The sequence below is a fragment of the Microbacterium sp. Ag1 genome, from assembly GCF_001005635.1.
GTDB lineage: Bacteria > Actinomycetota > Actinomycetes > Actinomycetales > Microbacteriaceae > Microbacterium > Microbacterium oxydans.
In genome coordinates this window covers 93,194-117,790 of record NZ_LBCR01000034.1, presented here as the reverse complement: position 1 = coordinate 117,790, position 24,597 = coordinate 93,194, and the positions used below count along the sequence as shown (strand labels likewise).

The window sequence follows — 24,597 nt, the reverse complement described above, 5'->3', positions numbered from 1 at the left end:
ATGCGGTGTCCACGTCCACGCCTACTGTCCCTTGCCCGCGTAGAACGCCTCGGTGGCGTCCTTGGACGGAGCCCACCAATCCTCGTTCTCGCGGTACCACGCGATGGTGGCGGCGAGACCGGCCTCGAAGTCACCGAACTTCGGCGCCCAGCCGAGCTCGGTGCGAAGCTTCGTGGAGTCGATGGCGTACCGGAGATCGTGGCCGGCGCGGTCGGTCACGTGGTCGTAGGCGTCGGCAGGTTGGCCCATCTCGGTGAGGATCAGCTCGATGACGGACTTGTTGTCCTTCTCGCCGTCTGCGCCGATCAGGTAGGTCTCGCCGATCTCACCCTTCTCGAGGATCGTGAGCACGGCAGACGAGTGGTCGTCGGCGTGGATCCAGTCGCGCACGTTCTGACCGGCTCCGTAGAGCTTGGGCCGGATGCCGCGGATGACGTTCGTGATCTGTCGCGGAATGAACTTCTCGACGTGCTGGTAGGGGCCGTAGTTGTTCGAGCAGTTCGAGATCGTCGCCTGCACGCCGAAGGAACGCACCCAGGCGCGCACGAGGAGATCGCTGCCCGCCTTGGTCGACGAGTACGGCGACGACGGGTTGTACGGCGTCGATTCGGTGAATCGCTCTGGATCGTCGAGTTCGAGGTCGCCGTACACCTCGTCGGTGGAGATGTGGTGGAACCGGCGTTCATGGCGCCGGGCCGCCTCGAGGAGCGTATAGGTGCCGATGATGTTCGTGTCGAGGAACGGGCGCGGATCGTGGAGCGAGTTGTCGTTGTGGGACTCCGCGGCGTAGTGCACGACGGCATCCGCCTCCGCGAAGAGCCCGTCGACGAGCTCGGCGTCGGCGATGTCGCCCTGGACGAGTCGCACGCGGTCGGACGGAAGCCCCTCGAGGGAAGCCGTGTTGCCGGCGTACGTCAGCTTGTCGAGCACCGTGACCTGTGCATCGGTGTTCTCGACGACATGGTGAACGAAGTTCGAACCGATGAATCCGGCTCCGCCGGTGACGAGCAGACGAGTCATCGACGGCCTCTTTCCAGTGTCTCGAGAAGGTACGAGCCGTACCCGGATTTGACGAGCGGTTCGGCTCGCTGACGGAGTTCGTCGTCGCTGAGGAATCCCTGCCGCCACGCGACCTCTTCGGGAACCCCGATCGAGAGGCCGGTGCGACGCTGAATCGTCCGCACGTACTCCGCCGCGTCGGTCATCTGATCGAACGTTCCGGTGTCGAGCCATGCCGTCCCGCGCGGGAGTACCTCGACCTGCAGCGAACCGCGCTCGAGGTAGGCGCGATTCACGTCGGTGATCTCGTACTCCCCGCGGGGAGAGGGCTGCAGGTTGCGCGCGATCTCGATGACGTCGTTGTCGTAGAAGTAGAGGCCCGGAACCGCGAAGCTGCTCTTCGGGACGGCCGGCTTCTCCTCGAGGGAGATGGCCTTGCCCTCCTCGTCGAACTCCACGACGCCGTACGCCTTCGGGTCGGCGACCCAGTAGGCGAAGATGGCGCCGCCGTCGATCTCGGTGTAGCGCTTCAACTGGGTGCCGAGGCCGGGGCCGTAGAGCAGGTTGTCACCCAGCACGAGCGCGACGCGGTCGTCGCCGATGAAATCCGCGCCGATCGTGAACGCCTGCGCGAGTCCGTCGGGAGACGGCTGCACCGCGAACGTGATCGACACCCCGAACTGGGAACCGTCGCCCAGCAGGCGCTCGAAGAACGGAGCGTCGTGCGGCGTCGTGATCACCAGGATCTCGTCGATGCCCGCGAGCATCAGCGTCGACAGCGGGTAGTACACCATCGGCTTGTCGAACACGGGGATCAACTGCTTGGAGACGCCCAGGGTGATCGGATGAAGTCGGGTACCGGAGCCGCCCGCGAGAATAATGCCTTTCACCCGTCTATCGTGCCACATCCACGCCAGCGGGCTTGTGACTTCGCTGACCTGCGGTTCGCCCGGCCCGGAGGGGTGTGTGCGCGCGAGCCCGGGATGCGTGTCGGAACCTGTGGTGATCGGGTCAGAGCCCGGGTGAGAGTCCGCTGGGTCCGGGCGCGTCGCGGAAGTCCCAGTAGCCCCACCCGTTAACATGCGCAACAATGGTCCCATGAGACAGCGTGTACCCGATTCCGTTCGTGCGCCCAGGGTGCGTGCCGCCGTCACCATCGTGGCTGTGTTGTCCGGCTTCCTCGTCGCCCTCGCCCCGGGCGTCGCGACCGCTGCGACTCCTGCCGAGTCCGCGTCTCAACGCACGGCGCAGTCGTTGATCGTGCCCGCGGCGGACCTCCGCCAGTTCAACGCGGGGAACATCATCTCCGACGAGGTCTTCTTCAACCCCGGGACCATGTCCGAGTCGGACATCGCCGCGTTCCTGCGCAGCAAGGTGCCTTCGTGCCAGTCCGGGTACGTCTGTCTGAAGGATTACACGCAGAGCACGGTCTCCAAGGCCGCCGACGCGTACTGCGATGGCTATGCCGGTGCGGCCAACGAGCCGGCTGCCAGGATCATCTACAAGACCGCCATCTCGTGCGGCATCAACCCGCAGGTCATCCTCGCGACGCTGGAGAAAGAGCAGAGCCTCGTCACAAACCGCTTGCCGAGCGATTGGCGCTATGTGGTCGCGATGGGGCACGGCTGCCCGGACTTCAGGAAGTGCGACCCCCGCTTCGCCGGATTCCAGAATCAGGTGTACGGCGCGGCTCGACAGTTCCAGATCTATGCGGAGGGTCGCTACTTCACCTACTACGCTCCGGGGAAGACGTGGAACATCCTCTACAGCCCCTACCCGGAGCGTGGCTGTGGCACCTCGCCGGTGTACGTCGCGAACAAGGCGACCGCCGCCCTGTACTACTACACCCCGTATCAGCCGAACGCCGCCGCCCTCAACAACCCCTACGGGAACGGGGACGGCTGCTCCGCGTACGGAAACCGGAACTTCTATCGGAACTTCGTCGACTGGTTCGGCAGCACGCAGATCTCCAACATGACGATCGCGAAGACCAACTCCAGTGCGGATGTCTTCCTGATCTCCGAGAAGTCGCGCTGGCGGATCGGCGATCTCGAGTCGTTCGGCGAGCTCAACGCGGCGTATGGCCCGGTGCGAGTCGTCAGCGACGCGACCCTGAGCGCCTTCACGCTGAGGGGGACGACCAGTTCGGTGCTGCGAGACCCCGCGACGGGGACGATGGCCATGGTCCAGGGCGGCCAGATGCACCGCATTCCGAGCTGCGAACTCGTCGCGTACTGGGGTTCCTCGTGTGCGGCGCCGACGACCGTGACGTCGACGCTCTTCAACCGATTGTCGATGGGCGCGGAGGTCGGCACCTACTTCCAGGTGCGCGGCTCGTCCACGTGGGGCCGTTTCGACTCCGCGACCACGGCGACGCCTCTCTTCGACTCCAGGGCGGCCGCAGCGGTCAACAGCACGCCGGGAAAGCCGCCGTACGCGCCGTACATCTCCGCAGACCGATTCGCGAAACTGACGAAGTCGGCTCCGTACTTCGCGCCGGTATCCGTGGTCAAGGCGGACAACGACAGCAAGGTGTATTTGACCGTCGACTTCGACAAGCTCGCGTGGATCCGCAACTGGTCCGAGGTGGCCGAGTACGGCGTCGGTCCGGCATCCATGGTGACGGTCCCGGCCAGCAGCATGTCGCGCTACCGGGACAGCGGTCTGGCGATCAAGCCAGGGCTGCGCTGCGGCACCCAGAGCTACCTCGTCGCGAGCGGTGCCCTGGCCCCCATCGCCACGCCGGCGTCGGCCGGTGTCGCGCTCATGGACGCCGGGGCGGCCACCTGCGCGCAGCTGCCGTCGATCGGCGGCGCGGGGAACGTGCTCGCGGTGAAGACCGCGGCCTCGCCCTCGGTCGTCGTGATCGAAGCAGGCAAGCAGCGGCCGGTCCTGGCCTGGAGCCTGCTCGTGCAGGCCAACGGCGGAGCGGCCCCCAGCATCGCGACCGTGCAGCCCGCGACGCTTGCGGCATTCCCCACCGGACCGGCGATGGCAGACGGACAGGTGGTGAAGCTCAGCACCTCACCCGACATCATGTTCGTCAGCGGACAGACCGCGTTCCGGATCCCCTCGGCCGGCGTCGCGGCCGATCTCGGCGTGAGCCTCGCTTTCACGCTGCTGTCGGCCGAAGCGTTCAGCGGCATGACGAAGGGACCGGATGTCGGCCCGATCGTCGCGTGCGCGGGCCAGACGTATCTGGCGGCATCGGGAGGCCTCTGGCCGATCTCCGCGACCGTGATGCCGACCACCTCCGTGGTCCAGCTGAGCTCGGCGGCCTGCGCCCGTCTCGATCTGAAAGCGGGCGGCGCGAAGGACCGGGTCTTCGTGAAGTCAGCTACCTCGGGCGACGTCTATGTCGTCGAGGGCGGCTCGGCGAAGCACGTCACCTCGTGGGCGAAGCTCGTCGCCCTGGCCGGCACCGGGTCTCCTCAGATCCTCACTCTCTCTGCGAACTCACTCGCCATGCTCCCGAAGGGCGCTGCCCTCTGACCTGAGTGGGTGCCCCGACAGGGGCACCCACTCAGCTAGCGGCGCAGGCCGCGGGGGAGGATGCCGGCCTTCCGATGACGAAGATCTCGGAAAGACGGCACTCGCGTCCACCGGCCTGTCTTCCGCTCGCATCGAGGCGTCCCCGCAGACGTATCCCGGGCCGGGTCGTGGCCTCAGCAGGCTCGGGGGCGCCGCGCCGCCGGCTTCAGTCGGCGACCCGCCAGAGCGTGATCCGACCGTCTCCCTGCGTGCCGTCGAGGATGACTTCGCCGTCGCTCAGCCCGTAGTCGGCAGTGGAGACGCGCTCGAGGCGATCGGCATAGACGCTTTCCCAATCGGTGGCGCAGTTGGAGTCCGTGAGCACGAACCGGGTGTCGGAGGACTTCATCGCCTCGAAGTCGAGGGTCCCCGCGTCCCGCGCGCTGATGATGTCGTCGATGGCATCCTTGTCCGCGGGCCACGCCATCCCCAGGTGGTAGTACGCGAAGGGTGAGCCCGACGTCACCTTGGCGGTGCGGTTGTCGACGCATCGCTCGGTCACGAGCAGCCCGGTGGACGCGTCGAGGCTCCCCTCGCGTGCCATCGCGGTGATCGCTGACTCCCGTTCGGTCGACGGGTTCCACGAGGCCTGCATCGTGCCGTCCCTGACCGAGTTGATCCAGTCGGGAACCGAGACGCCCCAGATGGCGATGGACACCGCGACCGCTGCCACGAGAATCGTCTTCTCCGGCGCGTTCTTCGCGCGGTCGGTGCCCTCCGCCCTCACCCGTGTCAACTGGGCCGACAGCCGGGCGAACCCGAACAGTGCGAACACTCCGCCGACGAGCAGCCCCTCGATCCAGAAGCGGTACGGCTCCGCATTCGCGCCCCAGACGTCGTTGACGGAGAGGAACGGGAGCACGAAGAGCACCGTGGACGCAAGGGTGATCGTCAGTCGGTCCTGGAGGCGGAAAGCGAGGACGAGGACGAGGACGAGCGGGATGAGCACGGGCGCGGCGCTGACCAGCGCCTGCCAGGACACGATCCCCAGCTGGTGGTTCGAGGCGACGCGGTAGGTGAGGAACGGGTCACCCGACACCATGCCGCCCAGCGTGAAGAGCACCTGAGGTGCCGCAGTGAGGACGGCGACCGTGCCCGCCAGAGCGACGAGCCCGCGCGTGCGCACGATGGCGCTCACGAGCCCGGGGAACGCCGGGATCAGACCGAACATCAGGGTCGGGAGCTGGCCGATGCGATCGGCGATGAGGGGTCCGGCGACGAAGACCACCGCGACCAGCAGGACGGCCGTGACGATCGTCGTCTTCCGGCGTTCGCGGACGAACACGATCGCGGCGATGGCTGCTCCGTACGCGAGGAGATAGGTGAAGGTGAGGAACGAGTATGTCTGGAAGCTGGACAGCATGCCGACGAGGCCGGCGGCGACGAGTGTGACGATCACGCGCGTACGCGTGCGCCGCTGACCGGACCACGCCCAGATCAACGCCGACACCGCGATGAGACCGACGCAGAGCCCTGCGGTCTCGCCGTTGTTGGAGAACAGTGCCCCGTATGGGCCCCACAGCACCGCGTGCGCCTGTAGGACCGTGTACCAGCTGTCGGCCTGCTGCATGTAGGCGAAGGTGCCGGTGAAGAAGGGGAGGGGCGCGAGCAGCGCCACCCACCAGCGCTTGGCGAGGACGGCGGCGACGATCCCGATCGCGGTCACCGCCATGATCTGCAGGACGAAGGAGGTGAGATTCCATGCCGTCACGGTGGGGAGGCCGAACACGCGAGCCACGGCGCCGACGATCGAGTAGTAGAACCGCGGATAGTGGCTGACTCCGGTCATCGACACCGGTTCGGTGGAATCGAGGTGTCCGTTCGCGACGTCTGCCGAGATCGCGAGGTACCCGAGCTGGTCGTACCAGAAGTTCGTGCGCAGACCCGTGAGCGGGTTGCGCCCGCGGCCGATCTGGCCCGCCTGCTGCAGGACGACCATCGCGAAGCCCGCCGTGATCGCGGCGGCTATGGTCAGGGACAGGAAGCGTCGGCGATCAGTTCTCGGCACCGGTCGAGCTTATCAGCGCGTCTCTGCGCGACGCGGGGCGGCCTACCCGGGGCTGCGGGGCCTGTTCGCGAGCATCGACTAGCCTCGAAGGGTGCTCAACACTGTCGAAACCCCCCACCTCACGAAAAGCCCGCGGCGGGCTCTCTCGTCGGTCACCGCGAGCGCTACGTTCTGGTGGGCTGCGTCGCTGCTGACGGTCGCGGTCATCTGCGTCATCCGCGTCGTCCGAGCACCGCGCTTCTTCTTCTGGGACGACTCGCAACTGGGCGCGTACGGCCAGTGGTACGGCCTCGGAGACCGTCTGCTGAACGGCGATCTGTCGCTGCTCTCGCCGGGTTCCTGGCAGGGAGGGAACTATCTCGCCGAGGGGCAGTGGGGGATCTTCAACCCGCTCACCTGGTTGATCGCCATCGGCACCCACGCCGTCGACAACGCGCTCATCTACACGACGATCGTCAAGGTCGTGCTGCTGCTGCTGCTCGCCACCGGAGCCTTCCTGCTGGCAAGGTCATACGGTGCTGCACCCTGGTGGGCTGCCCTCGCCGGCGTGATCGCGGCCACGGGTGGGCAGACGATCTTCATGGATGCCCCCTCCTGGGTGACCGGTCTGCAGAACATCGCGATGTTCGCACTCAGCTGGTGGGCGCTGCGACGGCATCTCGACGGCAAGATGGGCCCGTGGCTGTACATCCTCTTCGCCTACCTCCTCGTCACGGCAGGCTACGTCTTCGGCGTGATCGAGCTCGCCGTCCTGCTCCTCGCCATCGTCGTCGAGCGGGCGATCGTTCGAGACTGGGTGAACGTCACGCGTGTGCTTCTCGTCGGCGTGTACACCGCGCTGGTGGCCGTGTTGATCTATCTGCCGGGACTGCTGACGTCGCCCGTCACGGCCAGGGCCAGCGCGGACATCCTCAACGACCAGTTCCTGAACATGGATCTCGGTGACCTCGCCACCTCCGTCATCACCACGGCGACCAGCTCCGTCCGCGGATACTGGGGCGACCTCGTTCCGGTACCGCTGCAGTACGTGTCCTGGTTGATTCCCCTCCTCGTGCTCTGCGGTTCCTGGCGGCGTTCGCTCGCCTCGTTGAAGATCCCGGCGATCATGCTCGTCTTCAGCGTCGCTCTCGTGGTCGGCCCCAGCGTCATCGGACCGCTGCGGTACCCGGCACGGATGATGCCCTACGTCGTCCTCGCGGTCGCCGTGATCATCGCCGTGGTCGCATCGAACGGAATGCCCCGTCGCGTCGACCCGAGGAGGGCCTGGATCGCCGTGGGCCTGACCGTGGTGTCGGGGTGGCTCGCCTGGGCTGCCCAGCCGGCCTCCTGGAAATGGGTCCTTCTCGCGACCGTCCTGCAGGGCGCGGTCTTCCTGCTTCTCGCGGCCCGCGGTCGTCTCGGTGTGCTCGTCTCGTCCGGCCCGCGCAAGGCGGGGGTGCTCCTCGTGGCCTCGCTGCTCGTGATGGTGCCGCAGATCGTCAAGTACCCGACGAGTCCGCTCGGCAACTTCAACGTGCCGTCGTCGGTGTCGACGATGCGCGACGTCGCGGCGGATTGGGATCCGGGCATCTTCACTGTCGGAGACGTCTACTCGTTGCAGTTCGGAGCGCCGGGGTCGTACGAGGAATCGCTCCTCGCGAACCTCTGGTACGTGACGGGCAAGGAGGCGGCGAGTGTGTACACGGTGCTTCCGTTCAAGGCGTTCTCGGAGAAGCTCTGTGTCGATCTGCGCGGATGGACCTGCCCTGACGCCTTCGACGCGCTCTTCGAGGAGACGGACGGCCAGACCCTGGCAGATGACATGTCGCTGAACACCGTCGTCGTCGTCAAGGGAGACGGGCTCGAGCGAATCGGATCCGCCCCGGCCGGGTGGTCGGTGGAAGACCGGGAGTTCACCTGGTTGCTGACGCGTGACGAGCCGGTGGACCGTGCAGGCGGGATCGCACGCACCAGTGGCGATGCGGAGGTCAGCCTGGTGTCTCGAGACGACATGAGCGTCACCGTCCACGTCGACTCCGTCGGCGAACGCGGCGGGTCCGTCGTGTTCAGCCGCCTGGCCTGGCCCGGCTACTCCGCCAACGGCGGGCAGATCGCGGACCCCGACCTGGGCTTCCTGCTCACGCTCGATCTGTCGAAGGAGGACGCGGGCAAGGACATCACGGTGACCTTCCGGCCTCCGGGGTGGAACCTCGAGCTCGCGTCCGCGGGCGGTGCCGTGCTCGCAGCCATCGCCGCAGGAGTGATCTGGTTCCGCCGCCGGCGCGCCTGAGGCGGCCGAGCGGCGGCTCCGGCCGAGCGACCGCTCAGGACGGCAGGATGTGCTGGCTGAGCTGCGCCCGATAGATGTTGCCGAGGCCCTCGGGCACGGTGGTGGAGACGAAGGCGTCCAACTCCGGCCAGACGATCGATCGCACACGGAGGTCGCCGGCCTGGCCGGTGGCATCTCCCTGTCCCGTCACGATCGGCACGGGCTTTCGCCGCAGTCGCGACATCTCACCCATGAGCGCTCCGATGGAGAGGGCATCCATCGCCCCGACGATCTTGGTGACGACGCTGCCCGCCGGCTCGGCTGCCATGCGAGACATCGCGGCGAGCACGACGCGTGCGCAATCGTCGACGTAGATGTAGTCGCGCAGCGTGTCGAGGGGGACGTAGATCGAGACAGGGCGTCCGGTGACGTAGCTCTCGACGATCACCGAGATGAGTCCCTGGCCTTTACCGAGGTCCTGACCGGGGCCGTAGAGGTTCGTGATGCGAGCGATGAACCCGCGGAAGCCGTGCGCCGTCGCCTGATCGCGGAGCGCTTGCTCCATGGCCAGCTTCGTCTCGCCGTACGCGGACATCGGAACCGTGGGGGTGTCCTCCGTGAAGGGGGGAGCGGAGCTTCCCGCGTACGCACCTCCGACGCTCGAAGCGAGGAAGACCCGCCCTCGCGCCCGAACATCTTCAGGAAGCTCGGCGACGGCGTCGAGGAACGCACTGAAGACGGCGCCCTCGGCGAGCATGCGCTCGCGGGGCGTCGACGTCACGCCGCGGCCGGCGCACCAGTAGATGCTCCACTCGCCGTCTGCACCGGCGATGAAGCTCTCGAGCCCTGCACGAAGGTCGTTCTCCGACGCCGTGCGGTCAGCCCAGTTCACCGAGGCCGCGAACGGGGTGCTCCCGAGCTGTGACGCGATCGCCGAGCCGAGAAGGCCTCGACCGATCACCCAGTCAGCGGTCGCCACGTTGGCGCCCGAGCGGCCCTGCCTTGGGGTCGCGCACGATGAGGTAGGCCGGCTTCCCGAGCGCCATGTTGACGGCGACGCCGACGTACTCGGCGATGATGCCGAGTGAGACCAGGATCGCGCCGGTGCCCAGTGCTGTCAGCACCATCTGCGAAGTCCATCCCTCCGGCACGTCGCCGCCGGCGAACCGCATGATCGTCAACCAGATCGCGAAGACGATGCCGCCGACGGCGAACAGGGCGCCGAGCGCTGTGACGAGCCGAAGACCGCGGGTTCCCGAGGTGAGGATCATGCGCCAGAAGTGCGCCATCAGCCGGCGGTACGAGTACCCGGATCGCCGGTCGCCCTCCTCACGCAACTCGACCGGTGAGGTCACGATGTTCGCGGCCACCCAGGAGAGGGCCACATCCAGGTAGACACCGGTGCCGGAATACGCAGCCACCGAGCGTCCGACCTCGCCGAGGATCAGGCGGAAGCTGTTGAAGTTCGAGGCGCGCCCGCCGCCGAACACGGTCTCCAGGATCCGCTTGGAGGCACGTGATGCGGTGTTGCGCACATAGCCGTGGGGCGGTGCGTTCGTCGGCTCGGCGTACACCACGTCCGCTTGCTTCGACATCGCGGTGTCGAGGAGCGAGCCGATGGCCGATGGGTCGTGCTGGCCGTCCTCGTCGAGGGTGACCACCCAGTCGCCACCCGACGATGCGATACCGGCGAGCGTGGCAGCATGCTGTCCGAAGTTGCGGCTCAGCCACACCGCTTTCACGTACGAGCGCTCGGCCGCGAGTCGACGGATGACACGAGCTGAATCATCAGGCCCGTGGTCGAAGGTCAGCACCACCTCGTGCACGACGGCGTGGTTCCCATCAGGCGTGAGGAACGGGGCGGTCAGCGGCGCGATCTCGTCCATGATCGCCTCGAGCGTGCGCTCGCCCTGGTAGACGGGGATCACGATCGAGATCCGGTGCACGTACGGCGATTCCGCAGCGTCGATCGCGCTCATCGCATCCTCCGTTCCAAGACCCTGTAGCTGAGTCTTCTTGCGCGTGCCATGAGACTTGCACGGACGTTCCCCATGGTCACATCCGCAGCCTTCACCGCATCGGGGTACTCCTCGTGCAGCCACCGATGGAACTGATGTGCCTGGGTCGCCTGATCCTTCACGAGCGCGACGCTCCACTGCGTCGTGCTCATCCGGAAGGTCGCACCGGTCTCGACATCGGGAACGAAGTCGCCGGTCATCAGCACGCGAGAATACGACGCCTGGTCGATGAGATACGGGAACCGGTCGTACCAGCCGCCGGCTTCCTGCAACGCGGCGGTACGCATCATGACCGACGCCGGCTCGCCGAACTGGTTGGACCCTGCGCGGACGGCGCGACGCACAGCGGAGCTACCGGGCATGGACGCGGTGAGACCGCGCAGCCCCCACCCCTTGAACAGGACCTTGCTGTCGGCGTCGACGATGTCGCGACGGCACGCGGTGAACACTGCTCCCGACGAGCGGAGGAGCTCGGCCTGTCGGGCGAGGACGCCGGGGCGCAGGACGTCGTCGCCGCAGACGAGCTTCAGGAACTCACCGGTGGCCTCGGCAGTGACGCGATTCCAGTTGCGGGGGGCGCCGCCGCCTGAGGGCGTGTCGAGCAACGTGACCCGAGGGTCGGATTCGTACTGCTCGATCACCGCTCTGGTGCCGTCGGTGGACGAGTGGTCGGCGATCACGAGCTCGAGGTCCACGCCCTCCTGGGCGAGGACGGAATCGATGGTCTCACCGATGACCTTCGCATTGTTGTACGCGGGGATGACGACGGAGACACGGGGACCGGTCACGAATCGGCCTTTCTGCGGAAGGAGAAGCGAGAGTGTCCGAACCAGCTGACCATCGTCGTCACGAAGACGATCAGGGCCTGTGCCGGAATCGGGGGGATCTTCGCGAACTCCACGAGGACGGGGAGCAGGACGGCGTTGACCCCGAGCGCGACGAGGTAGACGGACTCGAATCGGGCCAGATCGAGCCAGACGTGTCCGCGGACCTTGAAGACGAAGCGGCGGTGGAGCACGAACGCGCACAGGACGCTGGCCACATGCGCGAAGAGGAGGGTCGCCATGTAGCCCCACACCTTGCCGATCGTGAGTTCGAAGAGGATGAACCATCCGAAACCGACACCCGTGTTGATGATGCCCACGATGATGAATGCGACGCGTCGGTCTTTGAAGAGCCTCAGGAGCGGGCCGTCGGGGGCGTCCTGATCGAGCTCACCGTTGTCCGGAAGTGCCATGGATACTTTCTCGCGTCCTTCGTGCTCTGAGCGCTTCGAGAGCACCGATCCGGGCGTCGGATCCTGAACAGCCTACCGAAGGATCCTGGGTGACCGGTGATCCGAAGGCCACGCGTCGAGCGGTTCGCCGTGATTCAGTTCGCCGGGTCGAGAAGCGGAGCCAGCCGCTCGGCCAGCGCGGTGCGACTGCTTGCCGCGAAGCTCCTCGTCACGTGATTGTCATCCGAGTAGACGACCAGGCCGCCGATCCGGGAATAGCATCGCGCGGAATCGCAGAAGGCGTCGTCCAGGTCGATCACAGTCGCGGCTGACTTCTCCGCCGCCGCAGTCACCGGGTCGGGGAAGGCGGCATCCGCGCGAGGAAGGGTGCAGTCCTCGGGGCCGGTCGCGCGGCTGAGACAGTCGGCTGCGCTCCCGCCCCCCTTCGGAGGGACGCTGTTCATCTCGGGAGGATCCTTGAGCACGGCGACCGACTTGCCTGCTTGCTCAAGGCGGCTGATCGTCGCGGCGACCGCGGTCTCACTCAGTCCGGGCTCTTCACCGGGAGGGCTGACGTAGAGGCGCGTCCGATTCGTGAGGATGACGGCGCTGATGCGAGGATCGGCGGTGATCTGGGAGAGCGCATCGTCCGAGAGCCGACGGCAGTTCTCCGCGGTCTCGGGATAGCCCCAGGCGGTGCTGACGAGCTCATCCACGAACGCCGGGCATCCCGAGATCAGGAACGTCGAGGTGGACCATCCCGCGTCGTCGGCGACGCTTCGGAACGCCTCGACCCAGCGGGTGGCGTGAGAATCACCGATGATCGCGAGGCGCGGAGATGACTCGTCGCCGAAGTCGCAGCGCTTCACCGCCTCGGCCTGGGCCGAGACCTCGCATTCGAGCACATCGGACGGTGGGGTATCGGCGCTGAAGGAGGAGAGGTCAGCGACCAGGGGGATGGACGTCGGGTCCTCGCACCCCACTTCGAGCATCGCCTGTGCGCCGATGCACTGCTGGGGCGATGCAGCCGGCTCTGGCACCGGCGTGGGGCGCCACGTCGCGAGGGGAAGCGCGACAGCGACGACCACCGCCATCACGACCGCCACGGCTGCGAACACCCACCTCGGGCGAGAGCCGGAGGAGATTCGTCCCGTGCGGATCGGGTCCTCGACCACGACCTTCGACAGCCATCCCAGCAGGATCGAAGCGCCCAGGATCACGATCTTGTCCACGGTCGAGAGGTCACGCGCCAGCGCGAACGGAAGAAGGACGATGAGAGGCCAATGCCAGAGATAGACGCCGTAGGACACGTCGCCGACGAACTGCACAGAGCGTCGTTCCATCGCCCAACGTGTCGAGACCCGCGAGGCAGGCGCGCCGGCCAAGATGACGAGGCATGTCCCGACCACCGGAAGCAGGGCGGTGTAGGAGGGGAACGGCGTCAGGGGGCCGAAGAGCAGGATGGCCGCGACGATGAGGCGAAGCCGAGCCAGGACAGGGCGGCGGCGGTGAGCGGCCGGAGCGAGAAGCTCGACTTCCTGGCCAGCAGGATCGACAGCAGCGCACCGGCGCCGAATTCCCAGACACGCGTGCTCGTGAAGAAGTAGGCCATGCTCTGGCTTGCCGCGGTGAACAGCACGGAGTGCACGAGCGACACGACGACGACGAAGGCGATGCCCAGCGGCATCACGAGGGAACGCCGCCGGCCCGCCCATCGCCCGAGCATCGCGATCAGCAGGAGCAGCAGAGGCCAGAAGATGTAGAACTGCTCTTCGACGCCGAGCGTCCAGAAGTGCTGCGTCGGCGATTTCACATTGGAAAGCGCCATGTAGTCGACCGATTGCCACGCGAGGGCCCAGTTCTCGCCGTACAACGCCGAGGCGATGATCTCTCCGCCGAACTGGGGCCAGCGCGATGGGGGCACGAAGAGATAGACGGCGCCGGCGGTGACGAGCAGCACGAGCATCGAGGCCGGGAGCAGCCGGCGGGCACGTCGCGCCCAGAATCTCGTCAGGGCGATCCTGCCGGTGCGGGTGTGCTCACGCAGCAGGTGCGCCGTGATGAGGAAGCCGGAGACGACGAAGAAGACGTCGACCCCGACGAAACCGCCCGGCAATCTGGTGGGCCAGAGGTGGTACAGGAGGACCGAGAGGACGGCGAGGGCACGCAGAGCCTGGATCTCCGGGCGTACGCCCGCCCGCGCGTGCTCGCTCGACGAGGGGACTTCCGTCGTCGCCGGGCCGTCGGTGGTCGCGGTGTGGTGTGCCATGGGATCCTTCGAGAGAACGACGGCTTCGGGGCGGCGTGAGGCGGGGGACGATGCTGCGCTCGCGCTCGTCGATCTCGCCACCTTCTTTTCCCGCCGCAAAGACTCTATGACACCCGACGGTTGGAGTTGGCTGTCAGGCGCGGACGAATAGACTCGCTAGGCGGAAGCCGCTCGGCCGCAAGGATCGTGTCGGCGGGAAAATCAATCGGAAAGCAGCAACATGGATCTCCTCGTCGTCGGATCGGGCTTCTTCGGCCTCACCATCGCAGAGCGCGCCGCGAACGCCGGCCGCAAGGTCACGGTCATCGACCGTCGTCACCACATCGGCGGCAACGCCTACAGCGAGGCCGAGCCGCAGACCGGTATCGAGGTGCACCGCTACGGAGCCCACCTCTTCCACACGTCGAACGCCACGGTGTGGGAGTACGTCAACCGCTTCACGACGTTCACCAACTACGTCCACCGCGTCTACACCACGCACAAGGGCGTGGTCTTCCCGATGCCGGTGAACCTGGGCACGATCAACCAGTTCTTCCAGGCGGCGTACACGCCGGACCAGGCTCGAGCTCTCGTCCGGGAGCAGGCGGGGGAGTTCGACGTGAAGTCGGCGGCGAACTTCGAGGAGAAGGGCATCGCCCTCGTCGGGCGTCCGCTGTTCGAGGCGTTCTTCCGCGACTACACCGCCAAGCAGTGGCAGACGGATCCGCACAAGCTCTCCGGCGACATCATCAGCCGTCTGCCCGTGCGCTACACCTACGACAACCGCTACTTCAACGACACCTGGGAGGGTCTGCCCACCGACGGCTACACCGCCTGGATCGAGCGGATGGCCGATCACCCGAACATCGAGGTCAAGCTGGGCGTCGACTACTTCGACGACTCGCAGCCGCTGCACAAGAAGGCCACGGTCGGTCAGCTGCCGGTCGTGTACACCGGGCCGGTCGACCGCTACTTCGACTACGCCGAGGGTGCGCTCAGCTGGCGCACGCTCGACTTCGAGCAGGAAGTGCTCAGCGTCGGCGACTTCCAGGGCACCAGTGTCATGAACTACCCGGACATGGATGTGCCCTACACGCGCATCCACGAGTTCAAGCACTTCCACCCCGAGCGCAAGGACGTCTACGCGCAGGACAAGACGGTCATCATGAGGGAGTTCTCGCGATTCGCCGAGCGCGACGATGAGCCGTACTACCCGGTGAACACGCCGACCGACCGTGACGGCCTGCTGGCCTACCGCGAGTTGACCAAGGGCGAGACCGACGTGCATTTCGGCGGTCGCCTCGGCACGTACCAGTACCTCGACATGCACATGGCCATCGGCTCTGCGCTGTCGATGTGGAACAACGAGCTCGCCTAGACTCGGCACTGTGAGTCACGCTGCTGTCGGGGCGCCGGGGACGCCGCGGCGATACCTTCACTCGCTGTGGCTGCTCTCGGCCCGAGACCTGAAGGTCCGCTATTCGACGAGCATCCTCGGCTACCTGTGGTCTGTGCTCGATCCGCTCGTCATGAGTGTGATCTACTGGTTCGTCTTCACGCAGGTGTTCAAGCGGGACGTCGGGGAAGAGCCGTACATCATCTTCCTCATCAGCGCGCTGCTGCCCTGGGTGTGGTTCAACAGCTCGGTCTCCGACTTCACGAAGGCCTTCAAGAAGGACTCGCGGTTGGTGCGTTCGACGGCCATCCCTCGATCGATCTGGGTGAACCGGATCGTGCTGAGCAAGGGCATCGAGTTCCTCTTCTCGCTGCCGGTCCTCGTGCTGTTCATCGTCGTGAACCTTCTGGTCGAAGCCGATCCGAACCGGACGGTGCAGATCGGGTGGGGCGTCCTCTGGCTTCCCCTGGCCGTCGTGCTGCAGACCATCCTCCTCATCGGGCTCGGCCTGCTGGTGGCGCCCCTGTGCGTGCTCTTCGTCGACCTGGAGCGCACGACGGCGCTGATCCTGCGGGCGATGTTCTACGCGACGCCGATCATCTACAACGTGACCGATCTGCCGGGGATCTTCCAGACCCTCGGAGCCTTCAACCCGCTGGCCGGCATCTTCATGCTCTACCGGATGCCGTTCTTCCCCGACCAGTGGAACACGTTCACGCTGACGATCAGCATCGCGATGAGCCTGCTGATCCTCGCGCTGGGGATCTGGGCCTTCCGCAAGCTCGAGCGACCCGTGCTGAAGGAGCTGTGATGGCGACCGCGATCGAAGTCAGCAGCCTCGGAGTGCGTTTCCGTCGCAACCGACGCGGGTCCCGCAGTTTCAAGGATCTGTTCGGCGGCGCCTCCCGCCGCTCCCGACCCGGAGAGTTCTGGGCGCTTCGGGACGTGTCCTTCTCGGTCCGATCCGGAGAATCGATCGGCGTGGTGGGCCGGAACGGTCAGGGGAAATCGACACTGCTCCGGCTCGTGGCGAAGGTGCTCCTTCCGGACGAAGGCACGGTGACCGTCAACGGCGGAGTCGCACCGCTCATCGAGATCACCGGTGGATTCGTCGGCGACCTCACGGTGCGGGAGAACGTCCGACTCACCGCTGGTCTGCACGGGATGTCCCGCGAGGAGGTGTCGCGGCGCTACGACGGCATCATCGAGTTCGCAGAGCTCGCCGGCTTCGAGGACACTCCCTACAAGCACCTGTCGAACGGCATGAAGGTGCGGCTGGCCTTCGCGGTCGTGTCGCAGCTCGACGAGCCGATCCTCCTCGTCGACGAGGTGCTCGCGGTGGGGGACAAGGCGTTCCGCGAGAAGTGCTATCGACGCATCGACGAGCTGCTCGCCGATGGGCGCACGCTCTTCTTCGTCAGCCACAACGAACGCGACCTGCGCCGTTTCTGCACGCGTGGCCTCTACCTCGACAAGGGCGCTCTGGTCCTCGACGCGCCGATCGCCGAGGTCCTCGACCGTTACAACGAGGACTACAACGCGCGCTGACGCACGTCGGCTCGGGAAGTCACTCCCCGAGCTTCTTCTGCTCCACGTCCGCGTTCAGGGCCACCAGCTCGGGGTGGGCTTCGAGGACCTCGATGATCTCGTCGGCGCTGAGGTCAGCCGCGCTGTAGGTCTCGACGAGGGCGCGGATGACCGCGAGGTCCTCCGGGGTGTCGACGGTGACGCGGAAGCGCGACGCGTCGCGCGTGCCGGTGATGGCGTGCAGGCTCGTATCGGCTCCCCGGCCGCTGTAGAGGAACGGGGTGACGTGCTCGCGATCGGCGGGAAGGGATGCCCGTGCGTCCGCTTCGAGAAGCGCAACGGCGGAGAACACCTCGAAATCGAAGCCACGGGGATAGGTCCGCTCGAGCACGTTGGACACGTGTGCGGTGGGGTCCGCGAGTTCGGCGAACCGCTCGATGCCCCGCCTGACGAGCGCGGGGTCGATGAGGGGGCAGTCCGACGTGACGCGCACGACCACGTCGAGCCCGGCATCGCGCGCGGCGCCTGCGAACCGTCCCAGCACGTCGGTCTCGCTGCCACGGAAGAGGCGCGCTCCTCGGGACACCGCGAGCGCCGCGATCGGATCGTCGCTCGCATTCGTCGTCGTGGCGACGACCAGTGGCAGGTCGAGCTTCTGCAGCCTGTCGATGTGATGGTCGAGCAGGGGGCGTCCGCCCGCGGCGAGCAGGACCTTGCCGGGGAGCCGGGTGCTGGTCATCCGCGCCTGCGTGATGATCCCGACTCGTGTCACCGCAGCGCCTCCGCGAGGGCGTCGACGACCTGGTCGACCTGTGAATCGGTCAGCTCAGGGTGGATCGGAAGCGACAGCTCCTCGCGGTAGAAGGCCTCCGCGTTCGGGCACATCCCTCGCCGGTAGCCCGCGTTGGCGTACACCGGATGCCAGTAGACGGGCATGTAGTTGACCTGGACACCGACGCCGAGTTCCCGCATCCGATCGAAGACCTCACGACGTCGCCCGTCGAGGATGCGCACGGGGTAGAGGTGACGCATCGCGTCGACGTTCTCGCGCTGGACCGGGCGGCGCACGCCGTCGAGATCGGCCAGTGCGTCGTCGTAGCGCCGCGTGATCTCCGCGCGCCGACGTTTGAACGCGTCGAGTCTGGAGAGCTGGGACAGGCCGAGCGCGCAGGCGATGTCGGTGAGTCGGTAGTTCACGCCGAACTCGTGCACCTCCTGATGCCAGGCACCCTCGCCGGGCACCTGGAAGCGCGAGGCATCCCGCACGAGACCGATGTTGTGGAACTCGTGCGCACGCTGTGCCAGCTCGGGATCCTTGGCGACGAGCGCTCCGCCCTCGCCGGTGGTGAGGTTCTTCGTCGGGAAGAACGACAGCGTCGTGATGTCGGCGAGATCGCCCACCGGCCGGCCGTTGTAGGTGCTGCCGATGGAGTGCGCGGCATCGTCGAGGACGAGGGCTCCGTAGCGCGCCGCCGTCGCCGTGAGCCGGTCGTAGTCGGCGGGGTGACCGGCGTAGTCGACGGCGGCGATGATCCGGGTGCGGTCGTCGATGAGGGCATCCACCGCGGCCGGGTCGATGAGGGCGGTGTCCTCCTCCACATCGGCGAAGACGATCCGTGCACCGCGCATGGACGCGGTCGACGTCGTCGCGATGAAGGTCATGGGCGTGGAGATGACGACGTCGCCCTCGGAGATCCCTGCTGCCGCATACGCCATGTGCAGCGCCGCCGTGCCCGAGGTGGCCGTCACCGCGCGATGGCCGCCGGTGAGCTCGCTGATCTTCGACTCGAAGGCGGAGACGAGGGGTCCGGTGGTGAGCCAGTCGCCGCGGAGGACGTCGACGACGGCCTGGATGTCATCTTCGGAGATGGACTGTCTCCCGTACGGCAGCATCCTCAGATACCCGCTTCGATGATGGCCGCGATCTCGGCCTGCGAGTACCACCGGTCGTTGCTGTCGGATCGGTAGGCGAAGCCTTCGGGCACCGGAACGGCATCCTTCGGGACGCGATAGCCCCACGATGCGAGGTCGGGCTGGATGATGAAGTACTTGCCGTCGGCGACCACCACGGCACGACGGCCTTCCTCGGGGCTGATCATCTCCTCGTGCAGCTTCTCGCCGGGGCGCAGGCCCACGTCGACGAGGTCTGCACCGGGCACGACGGCGTGCGCGAGGTCGGTCACCTTCATCGACGGGATGCGGGGGACCAGCAGCTCACCGCCCTGCATGAGCTCGAAGGTGTCGACGACCATCTCGACGGCCTGCGGCAGCGTGATGAAGAATCGCGTGCAGCGCAGGTCGGTGATCGGCAGCGGCTTGCCTTCGGCTCCGAGCCTCTCGAAGAACGGGATGACCGAGCCGCGCGAGCCCATGACGTTCCCGTACCGCACCACGGCGAAGCGTGTGTCGTAGGCGGCCGCGTAGTGGTTCCCGGTGATGAAGAGCTTGTCGGCTGTGAGCTTGGTGGCGCCGTAGAGGTTGATGGGGCTGGAGGCCTTGTCCGTCGACAGGGCGACGACCCGCTTCACGCCCGCATCGATCGATGCCTCGATCACGTTCTGGCTGCCCAGCACGTTGGTCTTGACGAACTCGAACGGGTTGTACTCCGCGGTGTCCACCTGCTTGAGCGCGGCTGCGTGCACCACGTAGTCGACTCCGTGCAGGGCGCGGGCGAGGCGCCGCTCGTCGCGGATGTCGCCGATGAACCAGCGCAGCCGGGGGTCGTCGCCGAACTGCTGCCGTACCTCGTACTGCTTCAGCTCGTCGCGGGAGAAGACCACGAGGCGCCGTGGATCGAGGTGCGTCAGCGCGTGGCGGATGAACGCCTTGCCGAACGATCCTGTGCCGCCTGTGATGAGGATGCTCGAGCCCTCGAGAACCGACACTCTGTCTCCCTCAGCGTCGTGGAATGGTGCGGATTCCCGGGTTGAATCACGCCCGGCCTATCCTATCGGGTGGGTACGGGCGTGCCTGCGGACGGTGATGAAGGGCGAACGATGAGTCGACGACGAGCCCTCCTCCATTGCAATGCCGGGGTCGAGTACGGCATGGGGCACCTCATGCGCACGCTCGCGATCGCCGCCGTCGCCAGGGAACGCGGATGGTCGGTGTTGCTCATCGGTGACATCGACGAGGCCGGATCGGCCGCCGCGCACCGCATCGAGCCCGATCTCGCCATCCGATCCGTCGGAGCGGCCGAGCTTCCCGAAACGATCCTCGCAGTGGCCGGAGAGGTGGACGTCCTGCACATCGACGCATACACCGACGTGCCCGATGTTCGCGGTTCCGGGACTCTGGTGAGCAACATGCAGGACGGCCCTTACGGCGTCCGGGAAGCCGATCTCTCGATCGACGCGAACCTCGGGGCCGAGGAGACGTTCGCGCGTCCTGACCTCACCCGCCACCCTCTGGCCGGTCTCGATGTCGCGGTGGTACGCGAGCAGGTGCTCCGTCAGCGCGCCGCATCACACCGGCCAGGCGCAGTGCCCCGTGTGCTCGTCGTCATGGGCGGCTCCGACCCCCGGGGGCTCACGGCGCATGTCGTGCAAGCGCTCGACGGTGTGCCCGCGCCGCTTCGTGTCACGGTGATCGATCCGCGCGACCGCCTGGAGGTGCGGAAGGCTGCCGCCGCGTCCGTCCATGACGTGCAGGTGCGCGGATTCGTCGATGATCTGCCTGCCCTGGCGCGCGAGCATGATCTCGCGGTGACAGCGGCCGGGACGTCCGTGTGGGACTTCGCGTGCATGGGCGTTCCGATGGCCGTCCTGTGCGCTGTCGACAATCAGCGTCCTGGCTACGCGAACGTCGTGAGGCGGGGGCTCGCGGTGGGGCTCGGTGTTCCGCCCCATGCCGATCTGGAGGCACGGGTCGTCGAGCTGGGTGCTCTTCTGCATGACGGCGACGCGCTGGCGGCGCAGTCAGCCGCGCTTCGGGACACGGTCGACGGGCTCGGGACATGGCGGATCGTCGCATCCTGGGAGCAACTCGTCGATGCAGGGCCCGACGAGCCCCGTCCCTCGTCTCCGATCAGCGTGCGCCCGGCGACGCGGGACGACGTCAGGGTGCTCTACGACTGGCGCAACGACGAAGCCACTCGAGCGCACTCCCGGTCGAGCGAAGCTCTCGAATGGGATTCGCACGTCTCGTGGCTCGACCGCACCCTCTCCGATCCGGACCGCCGGCTCCTGGTCATCGAGTCGGAAGGACGACCGGTGGCCTCGACGCGGTGGGACCGGCGTTCCCCGACGGACTGGGAGGCGTCGATCACGGTGGCCCCGGAACAGCGCGGACGTGGCCTCGCCGGCGCCGTGCTCGCCGCCTCGGAACAGGCACTGATCGTGGACGCGCCGAGTCGCCTCCTCGCGACCGTCCACACCACGAACACGGCCTCTTCGAAGCTGTTCCAGCGGGCTGGATACCTGCCGCACCTTCCCGCCGACGCCGGCGGCTTCGCCACGTTCGCGAAGTGGCGTCTCTCGCCGGCTGGCTGACTAGAGCAGGTCCCAGGACAGCGGGGTGCCTCGGTCCGCATCACGAGTGAAACGGCGCCCTTCGACCAGCCCGTAGGCTTCCGGTGCCAGACCGCCGGCGGGGCGGATAGAGCGGACGTTCGCCGCGCTGACGACGTCGCCGGCGCGGACATCCGCCGTCACGTACAGGGACCGGCGGAGTGCGAGGACGGTCTGCTCCTGCGGGGTGGGACCGAAGGCGGTTCCGCTTCCTGCGGCGATCCGTGCCTGCTCCGACGCGCTGACCAGCGAGGCGAACTCGGCAGGGCTCAGGGAGAAGTCGGCGTCCACGCCTCCGTCGCCCCGGTCGAGGGTGACATGCTTCTCGATCACCACGGCCCCGAGAGCCGCCGCCGCCACGGCGACCCCGATGCCGAGGGTGTGGTCGGAGAGGCCGACGGGCACGTCGAAGGCGTCGCGCAGCGTCCGGATGTTGCCCAGTCGCGCCTCTTCGGGGATGGCCGGGTAGGCCGCGGTGCAGGCGAGCAGCACCAGCTGCGTGTTGCCGGAGTCGCGGATGGCCGTGACCGCGGCGTCGATCTCGGAGAGCGTGGCCATACCCGTCGATACGATCATGGGCTTCCCCGTGCGAGCGACCTCGCGGAGGAGGGGAAGGTCGACGATCTCCGCGGACGCCGTCTTGTAGAGCTCGACGCCGAGACCCTCGAGGAACTCGACGGAAGTCGGATCGAACGGCGTGGAGAAGGGGATCAGGCCGTGTGCGGCGGCGCGCTCGAAGATGGGCGCGTGCCACTCCCAGGGCGTGTGCGCCTCCTGGTACAACGAGTACAGATTGCGTCCACCCCAGAGATCGTGGTCGCCCTTCACGCGGAACTCGGGGCGGTCGGAGTCGATCGTGAGCGTGTCGGCGGTGTAGGTCTGGATCTTGAGGGCATGCGCCCCGGTCGAGGCCACTTCATCAACGATCGCGAGCGCACGCTCGATGTCTCCGTTGTGGTTGCCCGACATCTCGGCGATGGTGAAGACGGGGGAGCCGGTGCCGATCTTCGCCGAGGAGAGATCGATGATCTGTGCAGAAGTCACGCCGATAACTCTAGACGGCACCGGTCATGCGTGATCCCGGCACGCGTCGTACCGGCGATGCGATCCTCCACCTCCGGGTGCAGTTCCGGTCCAGCCGGCATATTGCCCTAGGCTGTGGTCTATGGGGCGCGTAACGGAGCTCGTCGGTGACGAGCAAGCGACGGCTGGCGAGGTCGCCTTCTACGATCGCCTCCGTCCTCTCGCGGCCTCTTTCGGATCATCAGGTCGTATTCGTCGCGTCGCCGTGGTGGGCAACCAGCCGCTGGAGCCGTCGGCCGTGCGTGCCGAGCGGATCGATTCCGCCGACCTGGTCTTCCGGGTCAACGGATTCCGTCTGGACGATGTCGACGGACCCGCTGCCGTCGGACGCAGGGCGGACATCGTCGTCTTCAATCGAGGGGTGCGACCCACGCCCTGGTTCTTCGCGGACTACACGGAACGTCTGTACCTCATGGTGGAGCCGGGCCGTCTTCTCTGGGAGAACCCGAAGGTTCCGGAGTTCTGGCCCGCCGATCTCGGAATCGTCACGATGCCCAACCGCGAAGTGGTGCTGCCGCTCGGCGAAGCGATCGGCGCCGACCCCCGCGCCGGCGGGCAGTGGGCGACGACCGGCACGATGATGCTGTGGATCGCGACGAGGCTCTTTCCGGACGCCGAGATCGACGCGGCGGGCTTCTCATTCGTCGACGCGCCCGAGCAGACCGCCTGGCAGCACGCCTACGGCGACCCGTCGGCGGTCGGTGCCGAGCACCGCATCGACCTCGAGTCCGTCCTGGTCCGTCGCTGGATCGACACCGGTCGAATCTCCTATCAACGCTGAGCCGAACACCCGAATATCGCCAATCACCCGAATGATTGAGGACTGAATGCTGAACCGATTCCGGCGGCGCTTCGACGCTGCCGTCGCGGCCCGAGTGGATGCCAGAGTAGACGCCCGCATGGGGCCGCGCCTCGCGGAGGCGCGAGAGAGCATCGAGCATGCGCAGCGAGACTACGACGCCCGTCTCGGCGGTACCCAGGCGGACTTCTCGTACCTGCGGTCCGAGTTCGATCGCATCGCGCCGCAGCTCGCCGCACTCGAGCAGCGTTTCGAGTGGCTCCGGTCCCAGCTGCAGATCGATGAGATCGACGCGGACAGCGCCCTGGCGATGGCGAAGCAGGAACACGAGCGCGCCAGGATGCGCCTCGAGCTCGCCTCGCACTATGAGGAGCGCCTCCGCCGGCTGGAAGAAGACGAAGCCTGATCCAGCCGGGGGAAGCCTCGGTCACATCAGGTCAGAGTCCCACCGTCTGGCGAACGGTTTCGACCGACGTCCGTGCGTCAGCGAGCGGTCCCGTGAGGTCCTGGCCGGAATCCACTGCGCTCCTGAGCTTCACGAGGTCGTCCGCATAGTCGCGAAGCGTGGAACTCCACGCATCCTGGATCGACGACGGGGGAGCCATCTCGGACAGTCGCTGCGCGTCCGCCTGGAGGAAGTCGACCACGCCGCCCGCCGCTTGCCCGTCGGATCCCGCGACGATGTCGAGTCCGGTGACCGCGTCGTCGAGGTAGCCCTCGACCTGTCCACGGAATGCCTCGACGGTGGGGTCCACGGGTGCCGGCGGAGTGGTGATCGGAGTCATCGAGGGCTCGGACGAGGGCGACGGTGACGGTGACGTGCTCTGCGTCGGCGAGGCGGAGGCGGATGAGCCCGGCTCGGGGGATCCGCCGCGGGGGAGGAGGAAGAACAGCAGGACCCCGACGATGATCAGAGCCGCGACGATGAGTCCGACGATGAGCCAGGTCCGGCCTGCGGTGTTCGGCTTCGGCTCCTGAGGCGCCCAACGCAGTTCCGGCTGTGGTTGCTCTGTCAT

22 protein-coding genes are annotated in these 24,597 nt (G+C 67.0%); 8 read left to right on the top strand and 14 right to left on the bottom strand.

The window, feature by feature from the left end; genetic code table 11:
- Nucleotides 1-21 precede the first annotated feature (21 nt).
- Both rfbB and rfbA read right to left on the bottom strand, forming a co-directional pair.
- Nucleotides 22-1,020, bottom strand: a complete 999-nt coding sequence (rfbB, locus tag AAY78_RS17280; protein WP_046749524.1) for a dTDP-glucose 4,6-dehydratase — start codon at nt 1,018-1,020, stop codon at nt 22-24.
- Nucleotides 1,017-1,889, bottom strand: coding sequence for a glucose-1-phosphate thymidylyltransferase RfbA (rfbA, locus tag AAY78_RS17275; RefSeq protein ID WP_046749523.1), 873 nt, complete (start codon nt 1,887-1,889; stop codon nt 1,017-1,019). The genes rfbB and rfbA overlap by 4 nt, the downstream gene beginning before the upstream one ends.
- Before the next feature lie 208 nt (nt 1,890-2,097).
- Between rfbA and AAY78_RS19345 the strand changes: the two genes are divergently transcribed.
- Nucleotides 2,098-4,491 carry a hypothetical protein gene (locus tag AAY78_RS19345; protein WP_127012363.1) on the top strand — a complete coding sequence of 798 codons (2,394 nt, stop codon included), beginning with the start codon at nt 2,098-2,100 and terminating at the stop codon, nt 4,489-4,491.
- Nucleotides 4,492-4,696: 205 nt separating this feature from the next.
- Here AAY78_RS19345 and AAY78_RS17265 read toward each other — a convergent pair whose 3' ends face one another.
- On the bottom strand, nt 4,697-6,538 hold the full coding sequence (locus tag AAY78_RS17265; RefSeq protein ID WP_046749522.1) for a hypothetical protein: 1,842 nt from the start codon (nt 6,536-6,538) through the stop codon (nt 4,697-4,699).
- Nucleotides 6,539-6,629: 91 nt separating this feature from the next.
- Here AAY78_RS17265 and AAY78_RS17260 point away from each other — a divergent pair, with 91 nt between their 5' ends.
- On the top strand, nt 6,630-8,807 hold the full coding sequence (locus AAY78_RS17260; protein ID WP_046749521.1) for a hypothetical protein: 2,178 nt from the start codon (nt 6,630-6,632) through the stop codon (nt 8,805-8,807).
- Nucleotides 8,808-8,841: 34 nt separating this feature from the next.
- On the opposite strand, the gene AAY78_RS17255 is transcribed toward AAY78_RS17260, so the two are convergent.
- The 6 genes from AAY78_RS17255 to AAY78_RS17230 form a co-directional block, all read right to left on the bottom strand.
- Nucleotides 8,842-9,765, bottom strand: coding sequence for an NAD-dependent epimerase/dehydratase family protein (locus AAY78_RS17255; RefSeq protein ID WP_052748824.1), 924 nt, complete (start codon nt 9,763-9,765; stop codon nt 8,842-8,844).
- Nucleotides 9,752-10,765 (bottom strand): glycosyltransferase, encoded by a 1,014-nt coding sequence (locus tag AAY78_RS17250; protein ID WP_171010963.1) that lies wholly within the window; start codon nt 10,763-10,765, stop codon nt 9,752-9,754. The genes AAY78_RS17255 and AAY78_RS17250 overlap by 14 nt, the downstream gene beginning before the upstream one ends.
- A complete protein-coding gene (locus tag AAY78_RS17245) occupies nt 10,762-11,592 on the bottom strand; it encodes a glycosyltransferase family 2 protein (protein ID WP_046749520.1) in 831 nt (276 codons plus the stop codon). Before AAY78_RS17245 ends, AAY78_RS17250 begins: the two co-directional genes overlap by 4 nt.
- Nucleotides 11,589-12,041, bottom strand: a complete 453-nt coding sequence (locus tag AAY78_RS17240) for a GtrA family protein (RefSeq protein WP_046749519.1) — start codon at nt 12,039-12,041, stop codon at nt 11,589-11,591. Before AAY78_RS17240 ends, AAY78_RS17245 begins: the two co-directional genes overlap by 4 nt.
- Nucleotides 12,042-12,175: 134 nt before the next feature.
- The gene (locus AAY78_RS17235) at nt 12,176-13,363 is read right to left on the bottom strand and encodes an acyltransferase family protein (RefSeq protein WP_046749518.1); all 1,188 of its coding nucleotides are present in this window, start codon (nt 13,361-13,363) and stop codon (nt 12,176-12,178) included.
- Between the two features lie 98 nt (nt 13,364-13,461).
- Nucleotides 13,462-14,289 carry an acyltransferase family protein gene (locus AAY78_RS17230; RefSeq protein WP_046749517.1) on the bottom strand — a complete coding sequence of 276 codons (828 nt, stop codon included), beginning with the start codon at nt 14,287-14,289 and terminating at the stop codon, nt 13,462-13,464.
- Nucleotides 14,290-14,509: 220 nt separating this feature from the next.
- On the opposite strand from AAY78_RS17230, the gene glf reads away from it, so the two are divergent.
- Genes glf through AAY78_RS17215 form a run of 3 tightly spaced genes read left to right on the top strand, consistent with a single transcriptional unit; the run spans nt 14,510 to nt 17,212 of the window.
- Nucleotides 14,510-15,646: a UDP-galactopyranose mutase gene (gene glf, locus AAY78_RS17225; RefSeq protein WP_046749516.1), complete on the top strand. Its 1,137-nt coding sequence runs from the start codon at nt 14,510-14,512 to the stop codon at nt 15,644-15,646.
- A 10-nt stretch (nt 15,647-15,656) separates the two neighbouring features.
- On the top strand, nt 15,657-16,475 hold the full coding sequence (locus AAY78_RS17220; protein ID WP_046749515.1) for an ABC transporter permease: 819 nt from the start codon (nt 15,657-15,659) through the stop codon (nt 16,473-16,475).
- Nucleotides 16,475-17,212: an ABC transporter ATP-binding protein gene (locus AAY78_RS17215; protein ID WP_046749514.1), complete on the top strand. Its 738-nt coding sequence runs from the start codon at nt 16,475-16,477 to the stop codon at nt 17,210-17,212. The genes AAY78_RS17220 and AAY78_RS17215 overlap by 1 nt, the downstream gene beginning before the upstream one ends.
- A 19-nt stretch (nt 17,213-17,231) precedes the next feature.
- On the opposite strand, the gene AAY78_RS17210 is transcribed toward AAY78_RS17215, so the two are convergent.
- Genes AAY78_RS17210 through pseB form a run of 3 tightly spaced genes read right to left on the bottom strand, consistent with a single transcriptional unit; the run spans nt 17,232 to nt 20,076 of the window.
- On the bottom strand, nt 17,232-17,963 hold the full coding sequence (locus AAY78_RS17210) for a cytidylyltransferase domain-containing protein (RefSeq protein ID WP_082108742.1): 732 nt from the start codon (nt 17,961-17,963) through the stop codon (nt 17,232-17,234).
- Nucleotides 17,960-19,084: a UDP-4-amino-4,6-dideoxy-N-acetyl-beta-L-altrosamine transaminase gene (gene pseC, locus AAY78_RS17205; protein WP_046749513.1), complete on the bottom strand. Its 1,125-nt coding sequence runs from the start codon at nt 19,082-19,084 to the stop codon at nt 17,960-17,962. Before pseC ends, AAY78_RS17210 begins: the two co-directional genes overlap by 4 nt.
- A gap of 2 nt (nt 19,085-19,086) precedes the next feature.
- Nucleotides 19,087-20,076: a UDP-N-acetylglucosamine 4,6-dehydratase (inverting) gene (gene pseB, locus AAY78_RS17200; RefSeq protein WP_046749512.1), complete on the bottom strand. Its 990-nt coding sequence runs from the start codon at nt 20,074-20,076 to the stop codon at nt 19,087-19,089.
- A gap of 111 nt (nt 20,077-20,187) precedes the next feature.
- Here pseB and AAY78_RS17195 point away from each other — a divergent pair, with 111 nt between their 5' ends.
- A complete protein-coding gene (locus AAY78_RS17195; RefSeq protein ID WP_082108741.1) occupies nt 20,188-21,681 on the top strand; it encodes a bifunctional UDP-2,4-diacetamido-2,4,6-trideoxy-beta-L-altropyranose hydrolase/GNAT family N-acetyltransferase in 1,494 nt (497 codons plus the stop codon).
- On the opposite strand, the gene pseI is transcribed toward AAY78_RS17195, so the two are convergent.
- Complete coding sequence (gene pseI / locus AAY78_RS17190) at nt 21,682-22,743, bottom strand: pseudaminic acid synthase (RefSeq protein WP_231589745.1); 1,062 nt, start codon at nt 22,741-22,743, stop codon at nt 21,682-21,684.
- A gap of 121 nt (nt 22,744-22,864) precedes the next feature.
- Here pseI and AAY78_RS17185 point away from each other — a divergent pair, with 121 nt between their 5' ends.
- Nucleotides 22,865-23,563: a hypothetical protein gene (locus AAY78_RS17185; protein WP_197077720.1), complete on the top strand. Its 699-nt coding sequence runs from the start codon at nt 22,865-22,867 to the stop codon at nt 23,561-23,563.
- Between the two features lie 46 nt (nt 23,564-23,609).
- Nucleotides 23,610-23,987 carry a hypothetical protein gene (locus AAY78_RS17180; RefSeq protein ID WP_127012357.1) on the top strand — a complete coding sequence of 126 codons (378 nt, stop codon included), beginning with the start codon at nt 23,610-23,612 and terminating at the stop codon, nt 23,985-23,987.
- A 31-nt stretch (nt 23,988-24,018) separates the two neighbouring features.
- Here AAY78_RS17180 and AAY78_RS17175 read toward each other — a convergent pair whose 3' ends face one another.
- Nucleotides 24,019-24,597: a hypothetical protein gene (locus tag AAY78_RS17175; RefSeq protein ID WP_046749509.1), complete on the bottom strand. Its 579-nt coding sequence runs from the start codon at nt 24,595-24,597 to the stop codon at nt 24,019-24,021.